The organism is Terrimonas pollutisoli, assembly GCF_029360765.1.
GTDB lineage: Bacteria > Bacteroidota > Bacteroidia > Chitinophagales > Chitinophagaceae > Terrimonas_B > Terrimonas_B pollutisoli.
Genome location: NZ_JARKNA010000018.1, coordinates 82,278 through 97,722 on the forward strand (window position 1 = coordinate 82,278; position 15,445 = coordinate 97,722).

The window sequence follows — 15,445 nt, forward strand, 5'->3', positions numbered from 1 at the left end:
ATGGCTGATATATTTATTAGCTATTCGAGTGAGGATAAAACCAATGTAAAACTAATTGCAGAGCTGCTGGAGCGGCATGGCTGGAGCGTTTGGTGGGACCGTGATATACCACATGGCCGGCCATTTGATACGGTGATCGAAGAAGAACTGACCGCTGCATTTTGTGTTATTGTGATCTGGACTAAACGCTCCGTGGCATCGGAGTGGGTAAAGAATGAAGCAAATGAAGCCTTACAGGCGGGCAAATTGGTTCCTATTTTATTAGAAAATGTTCCCCTCCCGCTTGCATTCAAACGAACCGAAGCTGCACTGCTGATGGATTGGAAAGGCGAGTTGGACCATCATGAGTTGCCTTTGTTATTTAGCTCTATTGAGCAAATCATTCAAAAGAATAAAACAAAAAAGGGAGTTTCCGAAGATAAACCAAAAGCCAGTGAATGGAAGTTAAACGAAAAGCTGATCAATCCCTCCGCCGCTAAAGGATATATTGCGATTGCTGTCATCGGGTTTATTGTTTCCTTATTCGCCATTTACTATTATTTAAATTTTATACAGGGCAAGGTAAATGACCAGGCGGATCAACGGGTTTTTTATCTCATTCTAATCGTTTTTGGAATAGCTGCCAGTGCGGTCATCTTTGGCGTGATGAACTCCTACGCAACACTGAGAGGAGAAAAATTCAATACAAAGTTTAAGCTTGCCGGTCCTATTGTAGGCGTAGTACTTACAGTTTTCGGTGGCTTTTATCTTCCTCATCGTGATGCTGTGAAAACAATAACCATCAGGGTTTTTGATAAAAAGAAAAATCCTGTCACGCAAGGCGATGTAAAAGTTTACCTGAAAGAATATATCCGCAACCAATCAATCGATAAAATGGGACAGGCATTATTTACCGGTATTCCTGCCGGAGCATCGGAAAGCAAGATAAAAATCGAAGTTTCGAGCCCGGGCTATGCCACCAGGCAGTTTGATACGGTCATGAATCGCTCCGGTGTTATTGAGCTGACCTTACCGCTTACGGCGGTAGTATTTATTTCCGGCCAGGTGAAAAGAGCGAATGAAACACCCATCGGTGATGTGGAGATTAATGTCGACGGAACAAGGTATGTTGCGCATTCTATTTCCAATGGAACTTATACGCTCCGGCTTGAGGAATATACACTTGGCGATGAGATAACGATCACCACTACCCATGAAGGTTTTGAAGACAAAACAAGAGCCATCCGCATCAATTCGCCGGAGATCAGGGATGTTGACTTTGTATTGAATCCGATAAATCATTAAACAATCTTATCATGAAAAAATTTTTTTACCTCGCAATGCTCCTGCTATTGTATGATGCTGCAACCAGCCAGGACCTGATCATAAAAGGAAGGATCAGGTGCATCAATCAAACTCCTAATTCTACCAAGGGTGCTGAAAACGTAGTGGTGGTTCCCACTTTTATGCCATCCCGGTCCGCCATTACGGCCTCGAGTCCTTCGGGTTATTTTGAATTTAATACCAAAACAGATCTGCAAAAACTGCAGGACAAGCAGGTGAACATTAATCTCATTTCCCGCTGCAGTAATTGTAAGGATATGGTAAAAAGAATATTTATTTCCGAGGACCAGGACCGGCAAAACAGGGATGACAGCAAATCCTACGTAACGATCAAAAAATGGATGGTAGAAAAAAATTGTAAAGAAGTGGAGTTGTCTTCATTTAAAGCAGATAGTGTTTTAAATGTCGTAATGAAGCAGCCTGATGTAAAATTGAGTGAGTTAGGAAATGCAACGGCTGTGGCTGGAACACCTGCGTTGTTGAATTTGTTGACTACACTCGCAGCCGCTGGTCCTATTGCTGCCGGAGGAACTTTTCGGGCAGTAACATTGGTGCCCGGAAAAATAAATTATGGAGAATTTCTTTTTGCCTCCCCTTTATTTCATAGTGGGAATACAGGATTTAATTTTTCTCCCAATCGTGACTTATCAGAAACCGTTTTTTGGAACCCTGCTGCGATGGTAAGCAATAAAAAATACCATAACATTAGTTTATCGACCAATGTAAAAAACAATGCGAAGCTTTCAGGTTTTATTAAACTGCAAGATAAATTTAGTATGGGCGGTGGGGCTATTTTTACAACGCAAGATGAGTTCCGTACTGTGTTTTATAATGATGATCCTGATAACGGAAATGGTCCTACAAGGATTGATTCAGTAAAAATGAAATTAACAGAATATGCTGTATATATTAGCCCGGCGTATAAGATAAATAATCAGATAAGCATTGGGGTTTCTGTAAAATCGCTATGGCAGGATTTTACCATCCCGGATTCCCTTCAGGTACAGCCCGGAACGTTCGGAGAATTTTTTGACAGCACGATAAAGGAACAAAAATTTGATGTTGATTTTTCAATATTGTATAAAGTCTCTAAATCATTTCAGATTGGTCTTAATGCCATGAACCTTGCAGGTGCAAAATTGCACGCGGAGGCATTCGCACCTGATCAAAAAAATATCCCTTTGCAAAATCAACGTTCTTTTGGTCTCGGGCTTTGCTATAAATGGCAGCGGTTCAACTTTGGCGCCGATCTTTTATTTACCGAAGATGATTTTTATGATGCGGCTTTCGGTGTCAATTATGTTCCATTTAACGATGCCCTGATTTCCGCCGGCATCGCAGTGAAGCAATTGAGTTATTCATTTGCCATAAGACTAAAACACTTCCGCCTTGCTTATATTGATGACAATGATTTTTTGATAAATGAAAAAAGAAAAGGTAAATCAGGAGTATTGAATGGAAGGTTGTACGGTGGTTTTTCTTTTAGTTTTTAGCAAGTCAACATTTTTTCAGCCTTACTTCGGCAAAGGATTTTTCAGCACATAGACGGCAGCTTTTTCTTCCAGCCTGTCATAAACAAAATTGTTTTTTTCAAGCAATTTTACCGACCGGCTATTTTCGGGATCAAGAATGGCTTCTATGATGTGAAGTTTCATTTGTTCAAATCCATATAGTATCACTTTGCTGATCGCTCCCCACATAAGTCCCTTACCCTGGAAGTCGGGATGCATCACATAACCTATTTCGGCCTTTTTATTTCCTTTAGCAATGTTCCAGAAGCAAATGGTGCCGATCAGTTGTGGCTGATCTTTTAAACAAATGCCCCAGTATACACAATCGTTGTCAATAATCTTGCGGATAAATGCCCGGGCGTCTTCAATATTATTAGCTTTTGGAGCCACCAGGTATTTCAATACCCGTTCATCAGACCGGAGGAAGAAAATTTCATTGTCATCATCGGATCTTAAATGTCGCAGTGAAAGCCGCTCCGTTTCTAAAACCGGGAATGGATTGAAGTTGAAACCTTTCATAATCAACCTGGCTGTTGTACTTTAAGATTCTCTACAATTCTTTGCATGGTCAGAACCGCTACCTGGTAATCCTGTTCGGTAATACCAGACATGATTTTTTGGCGAAAAGTCTTTTGTTGTTCAAAACATTGCTGGTGCAATTTTTTTCCTTCGGAGGTTAAAAACAGAATATCGTCCTTTACTTCAATCAAGTTGTCGTCGGCAAGCTTCAATAAAATTTGTTCAAGGCCTTCCTCATTTGCAAATGGACTCAAAAGACTGAATAAAGCCGCCTTTTGAAGAGAACCATTTTCATGAATACTGTTTAACACCTGCCAGCCGGTTCGTGTAATGCCTGTATTGGAATGAATGGCATCTATTCCCGCTGTCAAAAGATTATCAGCTTCTTTTATCCAATACCCAATAGGTAATTTCTGCGGTTGCATTGTTGCTGGCATTTAATGCTGTAATGTATATTTTTTAAATCAGACGGTAACCCGCCCATAAATAAAAAAAGAGCCGGTGTCGCGGCTCCTTCAAAAATTTTGTTTTTTCAGTGATAGTTAGTTTCCCTGGCTTTTGCTGTAGTTGATCATCCATTTGATGCCGAACTTGTCGGTAAAGCTGCCGAAATAATCACCCCAAAACATATCGGCCATCGGCATCTCCACTTCGCCTCCGGCCGATAATGCATTGAAAAGTTTGTCAGCTTCTTCTTTACTCACCGGGTGAAGCGATACGTATACATTGTTGCCGACATTCAATTTATGACCCGCAGACGGAATGATATCAGAAGCCATCAGGATGTCGCCGCTGTCGTTGATAGGCAAAGACACATGCATGACGCGGTTTTTTTCTTCAGCCGGCAGCTCTCCGCAGCCGGGTGCATCACCCATGCGGTGTATCCCACCAAGGAACTCGGTGCCAAATACAGATTTATAAAAATTAAATGCGGCTTCCGCAGTGCCATCAAAATTGAGATAAGGATTCATTTTTGCCATACAATCATTTTTAATAGTTAAGAATTTAGTTCAAATTAAGGCTTATAATCAGGAATACTACCCGCTTGTTTCGGTTAGTCGCTCCGCCGATCAAATTTAGAGAGGGGCAAACTGTAACAGCGATGGTGATGGCGACATTTTAGAGGGTTAAAAACGACAATGCCGGGAATTGGGCTCCCGGCACTGCTTATCTCTTTTTTTATGGATTAAATTGGAATTACCCGGTTAAACTATAAACTCATCAGGCGACGGTTCCTTCGGCGATTGTTTCTTCCTTTTTCCATTGTTTGTTATCCATCACAAAAGTGCCGAACGGAAGAATAGAAGCAATAAATGACCTGGATAACCATGCCCAGTCTTTCTTAAACTCCTTCTTCACTTCCCATGCCATTACTACAAATGCAACGAACAAAAGGCCATGTATGCCACCAATGATCGTAACTCCTATTGGCCAGTTTGCGAGATATTTTAATGGCATTGCTATCAATAATAAAACAAGAAAGGAAACACCCTCTGCCAATGCGATTTTTCTAAACCAATTGTATGTTTTTGTTGATTTCATTAACTATATGTTTTTATTAAGTTCATTTGTCCATTGAATAGCGAGGGGTTCTTCTTTTTCTACTGCTATTTTTAAATATTGTAAAGATTGCTGATGTTCGCCTTGTTCAAAAAGAAAGCGGGCATAATAATATTCCAGAAAGTCAACCGGCTGAGTAATATTATCCATAGCCTTTTGAAAATATTCCCTCGCTTTTGTTGTTTCTTTTCTTTTTTGATGATATAAAGCGAGGTTCCTGTAAGAATAAGCCCGGTCATTGTTATTTGTTTCCAATGCAAGGGTAAGGTAATGTTTTCCGCTGTCCGTATCTCCTAGCATAATGAATGCAAATCCTATATTGTCATATGCATACGCAAACTCCGGGTTTGTTTCGAATGCCTTTCTAAAGTATTCAATGCTTTTGGCGAATTCGTTTTTCCAGAGCAAATTGTAACCGATGTTATTATAAATTGTAGCTATCAAGGGTGTATCTGCGGTAAGGAAAAGAGATTTTTGATAAGTTTCAATTGAAGAATCAAAATCTTTTGCATCATACTCGTTTTGTGCCTGCTTAAATAAAGTTTTAGCCATTAATTCTTGCTTATTGAAAGCAGGGTTACCTTCTTTACCGATATACTCAATCGCTTTTTGAAATTGATTTCTTATTTCAGTGGGCAAAAATTTTTCCCAGTCTGGCCTTTTTTGTTCTGTCATATCGCTGTGCAGAGCAAGGCTATACGCCATAACAGGTATGGGCATGGGAGAGATATATTTCCAGCTTCGTTCCCAGAATCCATCGGTTTCCATCCCGACATCAGTCATTGTTTGAGAAAGGATCAGTCCCCATCCTGTGTAAATCCCTATGAGGTAGAACAGCAGGTGATATTCTTCATTTCCTATCCATTCACTATCTGTACCTCCCATTTTGATCTGGATAAAATGGAATATAGAATTAAAAACCAGTCGCTTTGGATTATTTAAAAGAGATTTTGAGAAATGTAATTTGTAATGAGGATTCGAATTTATTGATATTACCTCAAGCTCACACTCGAATGGATTTCCTTGTATTTCATAGGGAGTTCCATGCGAATCTCTTATATCTTCTTCTACGTTGAAAGAAATAATAGTTGGATCAATGACAAACAAATTGCAGAGATCCCTAATGAGGGGTTCAATCGCTGCTGATTTTTGTCCAATGGCATTGGGGAAAAACTCTTGTGTAAAAAGAACCGGAGAAAAATCAGGATCGGGATAACCATAAAATTCTTTCAGCCATGTAAAGTTTTCATGCACCCATTCTTTGTCGGCATCGGTAATAAAAAAATTGTTCTTTTTAGCCACAAAGAATAGGGTTTAATAATTCACCACCTGTTCTTCTATCGTTTCCGGAATTTCCCTCCACTCATATTGTTGGTTGCGCAACTGTGGTTCAAAGCCGGCCTCACGAATGGCCTGCTGAATAGTTTTATAGGTAAACCGATGCGGGGCGCCGGCCGCACTCACCACATTTTCTTCAATCATGATGGAGCCAAAATCGTTAGCGCCACTATGAAGGCATACCTGTGCTGTTTGTTTGCCCACTGTCAGCCACGATGCCTGTATATTTTTTATATTGGGCAGCATGATGCGGCTTAAAGCGATCATGCGGATATATTCATCAGCCGTTGTGAGATTATGTACGCCTCGGATCTTTGCCAGCAAGGTGTCTACATCCTGGAAGGTCCAGGGAATAAAGGCAAGAAAACCTTTTGCATCAGCCGGTTTGCGGCTTTGCACTTCTCTTATTTTCACCAGGTGCTCAAACCGTTCTTCAATGGTTTCCACGTGGCCGAACATCATGGTGGCAGACGTAGTGATATTCAGTTTATGGGCCTCATGCATAATGTCGAGCCATTCCTGTGCGCCACATTTTCCTTTCGAAATAAGGCGGCGTACACGGTCTACCAATATTTCAGCACCGGCTCCCGGCAATGAATCCATGCCAGCTTCCTTCAATGCCGTCAGCACTTCTTTATGCGTACCTGCCTTGCCGGCCGGCCGGCTTTTTTCGAGCTTGGTAATATGTGCTACTTCGGGTGGTCCGAGTGCATGCAACTTGATGGTGGGAAATTCATTTTTTATCTGGCGAAACGTATCAACATAAAACTGCAGCCCAAGTTCAGGATGATGGCCGCCTTGCAACAGTAGCTGGTCGCCGCCATACCTTAGCGTTTCTTCAATCTTTTTCCTGTAGACTGGCATTTCGGTGATATAGGCTTCGGCATGCCCGGGAATGCGAAAAAAATTACAAAACTTGCAGTTGGCAATACAAACATTGGTCGTATTTACATTGCGGTCGATTTGCCAGGTCACCTTACCATGTGGCACCTGTTTTTTTCTTAGTTCATCCGCCACAAACATCAGGTCAGTAAGTGGCGCATGATGATAGAGATAAACACCTTCCTCTACAGATAGAAACTCAAACTTCGATGCACGGGCCAACAGATCAGGTAATTCCATTTTCATTTTTTTTACACGCTGCCTGGAAAATATACCGGTGTTTATCTTTCAGGTAAACCGGCCTGCAAAAATACAACGCTATAACAAGAAATAAGATGAACGGTTTTGTTTTAGCAGGCCAAACAACTAAATTTATTGGAACATGAGCGGCTTTGCGTCATTTTACCCATTCTGCTTGTCTCACAAAACATTGATTACAGTCGAAATTGCCGATATCACCATATGAAAAGGAGAAAACTAAAGTTATTTATCGTGCTGCTGCTGTCCGTATCATTTGCCAGTGCTCAGGAGGAGTTTATAGAACCAACTTCCAGGACGCTAACTACCATTCCATTTACGCAGCTGACCGGGGGTGTAGTGATATTACAAGCCCAACTGGATGATTTTCCCGATACGCTTAATTTTATTTTGGATAGTGGGAGTAGCGGCATCTCACTCGACTCAACCACGGTAGCTTATTTCAAATTAAACCCGGAAGCTTCTGACCGCACTATCCGTGGTATAGCCGGTATAAAAAAAGTAGGGTTTTTATATAACCGAAAACTTCGCTTCCCCAATCTCACGGTTGACAGCTTAAATTTTCATGTTAATGATTATTCCGTGCTCACCAGTGTATATGGTGAACAGATCGACGGCATTATCGGGTTTTCATTATTGAGTCGTTATATTATAAAAATTAATTATGATAGTCTTAAAATAAATATCTGCAGCAAGGGTACCATTAAATATCCACGCGGCGGTTATCTTTTTAAACCAATCATCAGTACGCTACCCGTTCAATTTGGAAGGATCAAAGATGAGGGGACATTCCAGGCCCGTTTTTTACATGATATTGGCGCCGGTGTTTGCCTGATGCTTTCTGAAGATTTTGTCAACGACAGCGCATTAATACAGAAAAAAAGAAAACTATGGCCCAAAGATGGGGAAGGAATAGGTGGGAAAGTAAGCATGAACCTGACGATCGTGAAAGAATTTAAGTTGGGTCCTTACAGGTTTCGGAATGTGCCCACCTATATTTTTGATGATGCTTTTAATGTCACTTCTTATCCATACCTCGCTGGTTTGATCGGCAATGATTTGCTGCGACGGTTTAATGTGATCTTCAACTACCCGAAAAGAGATATTCACCTGGTCCCGAATTCGCACTACCGTGATCCCTTTGATTACTCTTATTCCGGCATTGAACTGTATTATATTGATGGCCGGATAGAAATGGGTAGCGTAGCTAAAGGCTCCCCTGCCGAACTGGCCGGTATTAAACAAGGCGATATCGTTATTTCAGTGAATAATGACATGTCTCAAAATTTTAGCAGATATAAAACTGCGCTGCTTGCACCAAATACGAAAGTCAAGCTCATCCTGCGCCGCGGTGAAGAGTTGATTCAAGCCGAGATGAAGGTGAAAAGTATATTTTAATTAAAACATCGGTCCTGGTTGGCCTCCATTTAACATCGCAAACTATTCAATTGTTTATCCGTTGAGTTTAATACTTTTGAGACCTTGTATTTAAAGGTTTAAACTTTCTTTTTTACCCGCTGTTATCAAGCTATGATTCAATTTGAAAAATTTACGTTGGCCAACGGATTGCGTGTCATCGTTCATCGTGATGAGTCAACCCCTATGGCCGTGATGAATATCATGTATGATGTTGGTGCAAGAGATGAGGATCCGAATCGAACAGGATTTGCCCACTTATTTGAGCATTTGATGTTTGGAGGTTCTGTCAACATTGAAAACTATGATGAACCCTTGCAAATGGCCGGTGGGGAGAACAATGCATATACTACGAACGATCTTACCAATTATTATTTACAAATCCCCGCGGAGAATATTGAGACGGGTTTTTGGTTAGAAAGTGACAGGATGTTATCCCTTGCCTTTGGCGAAAAAAGCCTCGAAGTGCAACGTAAGGTGGTGGTGGAAGAATTTAAGGAACATTATCTCAACAAGCCTTACGGAGACGCCTGGCACAAGATGCGGGAACTGGCTTATAAAACACACCCCTATCGTTGGATGACCATCGGTAAGGAACTCTCACATATCGAAACAGCGCAGCTCGATGACGTAAAGAAATTTTTCTTTAAACATTACCGGCCTGTGAATGCAATCCTGGTTGTAGCGGGCAACGTGACGGTAGAAAAAGTGAAAGAGCTGGCAGAAAAATGGTTTGGCGATATACCTGCCGGTGAAAAATATGAAAGAAACATTTTGCCGGAACCTGTACAAAATGAAGAAAGAAGGCAGACTGTAAAAGCAGATGTGCCATTGGATGCTTTTTATAAATGCTGGCACATATACTCAAGGCTCGACAAGAGATATTATATCGCCGATTTGCTGTCAGAAATTTTAAGTGGGGGTGGTTCATCACGATTATACCAGGCATTGGTAAAAGAAAAACAATTCTTCAGTAATATCGAGTGTCATCATTTCGGCAGTACGGATGCCGGTTTGCTTGCCATTGAAGGAAAGCTGGTGAAAGGCGTAAAGATTGAAGACGCTGAAAGAGCAGTAGAAGAAGTCTTAGAACAGTTAAAACAAAACCCTGTAACACAGGCAGAATTGCAAAAGGTAAAAAACAAAACCGAAAGCATGATCGCCTTTGAAGACATGAGTGTGATGAACCGGGCCAATAGTCTTGCCTATTACGAATTGTTGGGTGATGCAGAATTAATGAACACAGAATTGGGAAAATATGCAGCTGTTACTGTGCAGGATATTTTAGATGAAAGCCGGAATATATTCAGGAGGGAGAATAGCAATACTCTCTATTACTGCTCCGGGGATTAAATTGTATTTTTGAATAAATAACTATTGTATGCTTACAAAAGAGAAGATAATTCAAACCATAGAGGCAATGCCTGAGGATGAATTTGTGGAGATAGAAGTATTATTGGAAAGGTTGATCCTGCTCGAAAAAATAGAAAACGCCGAAGAAGATATTAAAGCAGGCAGAGTTTATACAAACGAGCAAATGAAAGAAATAATTAAAGCATGGTTTCCATCATCTGGTCAGAATCAGCAAACAGCGATTTAATTGATATTAAGGAATATGTTTCATTGGATTCTGTTTTACAAGCCGGATTGTTGGTAGAAGCCATCTATACTAAGGTTCAAATTCTCACAAAATTTCCAGAAATAGGAAAACCTGTTCCGGAGCTTCCAGGCAACCAATACCGCGAATTACTTTTTAAAAAATATAGGATTATCTATAGATTTTCGCATCCGGATATTTTTATTTTATCCATACATCACAGTGCACGGCTTTTAAAAAACAATCCGCATTTAAAAGATTTATTACAATAAATATGGTCAACAGAACACTGGCGCCAAAAATAGTTGATGCAGTTAATTTCGACCTGCATTTAAAGCCCTATAAAAAAATTACGTTAAAGAATAATATAGATGTCTATACCATCGAAGCAGGAGCAGAAGATGTAATGTTGGTGGAATGGGTGTATTATGCCGGTAACTGGTATGAAGATAAAAACCTGGTAGCCGCTACTACCAACCTGATGCTGAAAAACGGAACCTCGAAAAAAACAGCTTTCCAGATCAATGAGCATTTTGAATACTATGGTTCCTATCTCAACAGAACTTGCCATAGCGAAACAGCTTCCGTGACGCTGCATTGTCTTACCAAACATATACAGGAATTATTACCGGTAGTAAAAGAGTTGCTTACCGATTCTATTTTTCCCGAGGAGGAGTTGGCCATTGCAAAACAGAATATGAAACAACGTCTGCGGGTGAATTTGAAAAAAAGTGATTTTGTTGCGGGCAGACTGATCGATGTCTATTTGTATGGCGAACAACACCCCTATGGCCGCTTCAGCAAAGAAGAAGACTTTGATGCACTGACCAGGGAACAGTTACTTGATTTTTATAAAAAATATTACCAGCAGGGAAAACTCGTCCTATTTGTTGCTGGTAGATTACCCAACAATTTAGAAGAATTGCTCAATGAGCATTTTGGTGATCTGACCAATCAACCGGTGACAGAAAATCAGTTTGCCATCCATCCTGCCGCCGAAAAAAACTTCCGCATTTCAAATGATCCAAAAGGGGTACAGGGCTCTATTCGGATAGCAAGGCCGTTTATAAATCGTCACCACCCTGATCACACGAAGGCCCAGGTGTTGAATACTGTGTTTGGCGGATTCTTTGGCTCAAGGCTGATGGATAATATCCGGGAAGACAAGGGATATACGTATGGCATACACAGCTATTTTCAAAATCACCTGCATGATGCGGCCTGGATGATCAGTACAGAGGCTGGCAAAGATGTGTGTGAGGCTACCATTACCGAAGTGTATAAAGAAATGAAAATATTGCGGGAAGAGCTGGTAGAAGAAGATGAATTGTTACTGGTTAAAAATTTCCTGATCGGAACCGTGTTGGGCGACCTCGACGGACCTTTTCATATCATTGCACGTTGGAAGAATATTATCCTGAACAACCTGGACGAAAATTATTTTTATCATTCTATTGATACGATCAAAAATATTTCGGCTAAAGAATTGCAGGAACTCGCTAATAAATATTTATTGCCAGAGAATTTTTATGAATTGGTGGTGGTTTAAGAGCTGGTTTGTAATAAAATAGTTTATCAATTTCTAAGTTTCGCGGCTCGTAGCTCGGTGCTCATGGCTTTTTCAGGGCATTTTTTCAACAATAGGATCTAATCTTCTTTTCAATTTACTGCCCGGTGTAAAGCGTTTGGCCAGTGTAATTTTAAATTCACCTGTTTTTACACTGTATTCATGATTGGAAGATTTTCCTTTTGCATCAGTAGAGTTATGTAGCCACGATAGGGTAGCGGCCCACTCCTCACTGTTATAACCAGCAACGGCCCGCAATGTTGCATTCGGGCTGATGGAAGTTCGGTTAGCCGATCCTGTAGCCGACACTTCTTTTACCATGCTAATATCGCCATTGATGGTTAGGCTGCCGGTAAGGAAAAGGTTTTCCTGCCATACGGCTGTGTAGGCGTAACCAGCGCCGGGCCCCAATTCCAACAGTCTCACCCGATGGATTCCCTGTTGCGGATAATATGCATTTAAATGCGATGGGACCAATGCACTATCTCCTTTCATCGTTCCATAATATATTTCAGCACCGATCAACACCGAGCCGGCTGATTTTTTTTGCCATTCATTTTGTAAGAACCCGGCACGATAAGAAAATCTTTCACCATTCAATAAACGATAGGCCGAAGCTCCTAGCAAGTTTACTTTTATGTCCGGCCGTTTATAATAATTTTTATCCGCCGTTCCCTCGGGGCCACCGAGTGAAAGATAATAACCTTTATAAAATTGTGCATAGACATCCGTTACCCAATCACGGGTATAAATATGTGTTTGGAAGTCGAATGAACGGGTTTTGCCTTTTTCTTCCTTATTGGGATTCAGAAAACCAAAGCCTGACCCAAAACTTAACGACAGGGATTTATAGCTCGCATTAATACCCATGGTGGTTAAACTATTGGGACGATAGCGCAACGACTGTATTTCGTTTGGCGCTTTCATAATAAGTGAAGTGTATTTTTTAGCAAGATAAAGCCGTGTTGTCAGCTGTTCTTCAAACGTAGTGTAATATTGATCGTCGGCATTGACACTACCGGTTTGGGCAAATGCATATTGAGCAGCCAGCAATAAAAATCCTACACTCAGTTTCTTCAGTTGGTTTAACATAGTTGCCAGGGTTAATAAACGAATTGTAAGATAACCAAAAAATAATGCCGGATTTATGTGGGAGCGGTTTAATTTGATATTATGTCTTCGGAGTCATAAGAATATTAGATAGTTTTATGAGATTCATACCGCCCCTTTAGGGGATGGGGGCTAATTTTGTAATCATTGAAATTCGCAGTATGGCCTTTGACAGAAAAAACTTATCCAACGACCAGCTTATCCATTTCTACCACAGCATTCTTTATCCCCGGATGATAGAGGAAAAGATGCTGATCCTTTTGCGCCAGGGAAAAATCTCCAAATGGTTTAGTGGCATTGGCCAGGAAGCAATAGCGGTGGGAGCTACATTAGCGCTGGATGAGGATGAATGGATTATGCCGTTGCATCGCAACCTTGGAGTATTTACTACCCGCAACATGCCATTAAGTAAATTATTCATGCAATGGCAGGGCTCTCAACAAGGCTATAGTAAGGGAAGAGAAAGAAGTTTTCATTTTGGTAGCAGCGAGCATCATGTGTGTGGCATGATCTCACATTTGGGTCCCCAGTTGGCGATTGCAGATGGCGTGGCGCTGGCACATAAACTTCGCAACGCTTCGAAAGGTTCAGCATTAAAAGTCGCCCTGGCTTTTACGGGCGAAGGTGGTACAAGTGAAGGCGATTTTCACGAGGCGCTGAATGTAGCAGCGGTGTGGGATTTACCCGTGATCTTTTTAATTGAGAATAATGGTTATGGTTTGAGCACACCAACCACTGAGCAGTACCGCTGTATCAGCTTAGTGGATAAGGCAAAAGGCTACGGCATGGAAGGCGTGCAGATAGATGGCAATAATCTGCTGGGTGTATATGATACCATCAAAGGTGTAAGAGAATATTGCATCAAGTATCAAAAACCATATTTAATAGAAGCCATGACCTTCCGCATGCGTGGACATGAGGAAGCGAGTGGTACCAAATATGTTCCTCAAAATCTGTTTGAGTTGTGGGAGAAAAAAGACCCGGTAAAAAATTATGAGCAATATCTTCTGAAGGAAAATGTTCTTTCTGCCGAGGATATAGAAAATATTAAAAACGATCTCAAAGAAAAGATAGAAGCAGAATTAGCTATTGGCTTTAATGCGCCGCCGATTCTGGTTGATACAGAAAACGAACTCAAAGATATTTACGCGGCCCCCTCTAACTCCCCCCAAGGGGAAGAAACCAAAACACAGCCCCTGCTTATCGACAATTCAGCCATTAATAGCGAATTTTCATTAAGCAAGGCAGGTGCAATGGTGGCCTCCTCTTTGGGAGGTAACCAAATGTTAGGAACGAAGTTCGGGGAGGAGGCCCGGTTGATTGATGCTATTAAACAAGGCCTCTATCAATCAATGAAGCAACATCCTAACCTGGTTTTAATGGGCCAGGATATTGCTGAATATGGTGGTGCATTTAAGATTACAGAAGGTTTTGTAGCTGAGTTTGGAAAAGATCGGGTAAGAAATACGCCTATCTGTGAAAGTGCTATTGTTGGTGCTGCATTGGGTCTGAGTCTTGAAGGTTATAAAGCTATGATGGAAATGCAGTTTGCTGATTTTGTAACGGTAGGCTTTAACCAGATTATCAATAACCTCGCTAAGCTGCATTACCGCTGGGGACAAAATGCAGATGTGGTTATACGAATGCCAACTGGTGGCGGTGTTGGCGCCGGGCCCTTTCACAGCCAAAGCAATGAAGCCTGGTTTGTACATACACCGGGTTTAAAAATAGTTTATCCTTCCACGCCGATGGATGCAAAGGGATTGTTGATAGCTGCTATCAATGATCCAAACCCGGTATTATTTTTTGAACACAAAGCCTTATACCGAAGTGTTAGCGGGCCTGTGCCAACTGACTATTATGAAATAGAAATTGGTAAAGCCCGCCATGTAAGAGAAGGCGATGAGCTCAGCATCATTACCTATGGCAGCGGCGTGCATTGGGCCGGGGATTATGCGGCAGCACATCCTGAAATTTCGATAGACATTCTTGATCTGCGAACATTATTGCCGCTTGATTATGCTGCTATCCGTGCATCCGTGGCAAGAACAGGTCGTATTTTAATATTACATGAAGACACACTGACTGGTGGCATTGGTGGTGAGATCGCTGCGTGGATCGCTGAAAACTGTTTTCATCTGTTAGATGCACCTGTGATGCGCTGCGCTTCATTAGATACTCCTATACCTTTTAGCATTGAGTTAGAGCAAAATTTTTTGGCGAAGGCGAGGTTGGAAGATACAATTCAGAAATTAATTGGGTATTAAGTCTCTCTTTGGGGAGATTGGATGAAACTAAATCACTAGTTGATCATCGCTGACAAAAAAGGTAATATCAAAAAAACATCTGCCAAAGATTTGTAAC

General features: G+C 41.2%; 15 protein-coding genes. 8 read left to right on the plus strand and 7 right to left on the minus strand.

Annotation, left to right across the window (positions count from 1 at the left end):
- Both P2W73_RS21630 and P2W73_RS21635 read left to right on the plus strand, forming a co-directional pair.
- On the plus strand, window positions 1-1,284 hold the full coding sequence (locus P2W73_RS21630) for a toll/interleukin-1 receptor domain-containing protein (RefSeq protein WP_276504193.1): 1,284 nt from the start codon (window positions 1-3) through the stop codon (window positions 1,282-1,284).
- Window positions 1,285-1,295: 11 nt separating this feature from the next.
- A complete protein-coding gene (locus tag P2W73_RS21635; RefSeq protein WP_276504194.1) occupies window positions 1,296-2,816 on the plus strand; it encodes a PorV/PorQ family protein in 1,521 nt (506 codons plus the stop codon).
- 21 nt (window positions 2,817-2,837) lie between these two features.
- Here the strand turns inward: P2W73_RS21635 and P2W73_RS21640 are convergent, their stop codons facing one another.
- From P2W73_RS21640 to mqnC, 6 genes are all read right to left on the minus strand, one after another.
- Window positions 2,838-3,353 (minus strand): GNAT family N-acetyltransferase, encoded by a 516-nt coding sequence (locus P2W73_RS21640; RefSeq protein WP_276504195.1) that lies wholly within the window; start codon window positions 3,351-3,353, stop codon window positions 2,838-2,840.
- 2 nt (window positions 3,354-3,355) lie between these two features.
- Window positions 3,356-3,778, minus strand: coding sequence for a MarR family winged helix-turn-helix transcriptional regulator (locus P2W73_RS21645; RefSeq protein WP_276504196.1), 423 nt, complete (start codon window positions 3,776-3,778; stop codon window positions 3,356-3,358).
- A gap of 117 nt (window positions 3,779-3,895) precedes the next feature.
- Window positions 3,896-4,333 carry a VOC family protein gene (locus tag P2W73_RS21650; protein ID WP_276504197.1) on the minus strand — a complete coding sequence of 146 codons (438 nt, stop codon included), beginning with the start codon at window positions 4,331-4,333 and terminating at the stop codon, window positions 3,896-3,898.
- 241 nt (window positions 4,334-4,574) lie between these two features.
- Complete coding sequence (locus P2W73_RS21655; RefSeq protein ID WP_276504198.1) at window positions 4,575-4,895, minus strand: DUF3817 domain-containing protein; 321 nt, start codon at window positions 4,893-4,895, stop codon at window positions 4,575-4,577.
- Window positions 4,896-4,898: 3 nt separating this feature from the next.
- On the minus strand, window positions 4,899-6,215 hold the full coding sequence (locus P2W73_RS21660) for a tetratricopeptide repeat protein (RefSeq protein WP_276504199.1): 1,317 nt from the start codon (window positions 6,213-6,215) through the stop codon (window positions 4,899-4,901).
- A 12-nt stretch (window positions 6,216-6,227) separates the two neighbouring features.
- Window positions 6,228-7,373: a cyclic dehypoxanthinyl futalosine synthase gene (gene mqnC, locus P2W73_RS21665; RefSeq protein ID WP_276504200.1), complete on the minus strand. Its 1,146-nt coding sequence runs from the start codon at window positions 7,371-7,373 to the stop codon at window positions 6,228-6,230.
- A gap of 222 nt (window positions 7,374-7,595) precedes the next feature.
- Between mqnC and P2W73_RS21670 the strand changes: the two genes are divergently transcribed.
- From P2W73_RS21670 to P2W73_RS21685, 5 genes are all read left to right on the plus strand, one after another.
- A complete protein-coding gene (locus P2W73_RS21670) occupies window positions 7,596-8,789 on the plus strand; it encodes an aspartyl protease family protein (RefSeq protein ID WP_276504201.1) in 1,194 nt (397 codons plus the stop codon).
- Window positions 8,790-8,921: 132 nt separating this feature from the next.
- Window positions 8,922-10,160: a M16 family metallopeptidase gene (locus tag P2W73_RS21675; RefSeq protein ID WP_276504202.1), complete on the plus strand. Its 1,239-nt coding sequence runs from the start codon at window positions 8,922-8,924 to the stop codon at window positions 10,158-10,160.
- A 28-nt stretch (window positions 10,161-10,188) separates the two neighbouring features.
- Window positions 10,189-10,407, plus strand: a complete 219-nt coding sequence (locus tag P2W73_RS21680; RefSeq protein ID WP_276504203.1) for a hypothetical protein — start codon at window positions 10,189-10,191, stop codon at window positions 10,405-10,407.
- Window positions 10,365-10,676, plus strand: a complete 312-nt coding sequence (locus tag P2W73_RS26560) for a type II toxin-antitoxin system RelE/ParE family toxin (protein ID WP_369127536.1) — start codon at window positions 10,365-10,367, stop codon at window positions 10,674-10,676. The genes P2W73_RS21680 and P2W73_RS26560 overlap by 43 nt, the downstream gene beginning before the upstream one ends.
- Window positions 10,677-10,678: 2 nt before the next feature.
- On the plus strand, window positions 10,679-11,953 hold the full coding sequence (locus P2W73_RS21685) for a M16 family metallopeptidase (protein ID WP_276504204.1): 1,275 nt from the start codon (window positions 10,679-10,681) through the stop codon (window positions 11,951-11,953).
- 72 nt (window positions 11,954-12,025) lie between these two features.
- Here P2W73_RS21685 and P2W73_RS21690 read toward each other — a convergent pair whose 3' ends face one another.
- Complete coding sequence (locus P2W73_RS21690) at window positions 12,026-13,063, minus strand: DUF4421 domain-containing protein (protein WP_276504205.1); 1,038 nt, start codon at window positions 13,061-13,063, stop codon at window positions 12,026-12,028.
- Between the two features lie 179 nt (window positions 13,064-13,242).
- Here P2W73_RS21690 and P2W73_RS21695 point away from each other — a divergent pair, with 179 nt between their 5' ends.
- Window positions 13,243-15,348 carry an alpha-ketoacid dehydrogenase subunit alpha/beta gene (locus tag P2W73_RS21695; protein WP_276504206.1) on the plus strand — a complete coding sequence of 702 codons (2,106 nt, stop codon included), beginning with the start codon at window positions 13,243-13,245 and terminating at the stop codon, window positions 15,346-15,348.
- The last annotated feature ends 97 nt before the right edge of the window (window positions 15,349-15,445 follow it).

Coding starts and splice junctions, on each gene's coding strand:
- P2W73_RS21630 (WP_276504193.1), top strand. CDS start 1: ATGGCTGATATATTTATTAGCTATTCGAGTGAGGATAAAACCAATGTA.
- P2W73_RS21635 (WP_276504194.1), top strand. CDS start 1,296: ATGAAAAAATTTTTTTACCTCGCAATGCTCCTGCTATTGTATGATGCT.
- P2W73_RS21640 (WP_276504195.1), bottom strand. CDS start 3,353: ATGAAAGGTTTCAACTTCAATCCATTCCCGGTTTTAGAAACGGAGCGG.
- P2W73_RS21645 (WP_276504196.1), bottom strand. CDS start 3,778: ATGCAACCGCAGAAATTACCTATTGGGTATTGGATAAAAGAAGCTGAT.
- P2W73_RS21650 (WP_276504197.1), bottom strand. CDS start 4,333: ATGGCAAAAATGAATCCTTATCTCAATTTTGATGGCACTGCGGAAGCC.
- P2W73_RS21655 (WP_276504198.1), bottom strand. CDS start 4,895: ATGAAATCAACAAAAACATACAATTGGTTTAGAAAAATCGCATTGGCA.
- mqnC (WP_276504200.1), bottom strand. CDS start 7,373: ATGGAATTACCTGATCTGTTGGCCCGTGCATCGAAGTTTGAGTTTCTA.
- P2W73_RS21670 (WP_276504201.1), top strand. CDS start 7,596: ATGAAAAGGAGAAAACTAAAGTTATTTATCGTGCTGCTGCTGTCCGTA.
- P2W73_RS21675 (WP_276504202.1), top strand. CDS start 8,922: ATGATTCAATTTGAAAAATTTACGTTGGCCAACGGATTGCGTGTCATC.
- P2W73_RS21680 (WP_276504203.1), top strand. CDS start 10,189: ATGCTTACAAAAGAGAAGATAATTCAAACCATAGAGGCAATGCCTGAG.
- P2W73_RS26560 (WP_369127536.1), top strand. CDS start 10,365: ATGGTTTCCATCATCTGGTCAGAATCAGCAAACAGCGATTTAATTGAT.
- P2W73_RS21685 (WP_276504204.1), top strand. CDS start 10,679: ATGGTCAACAGAACACTGGCGCCAAAAATAGTTGATGCAGTTAATTTC.
- P2W73_RS21690 (WP_276504205.1), bottom strand. CDS start 13,063: ATGTTAAACCAACTGAAGAAACTGAGTGTAGGATTTTTATTGCTGGCT.
- P2W73_RS21695 (WP_276504206.1), top strand. CDS start 13,243: ATGGCCTTTGACAGAAAAAACTTATCCAACGACCAGCTTATCCATTTC.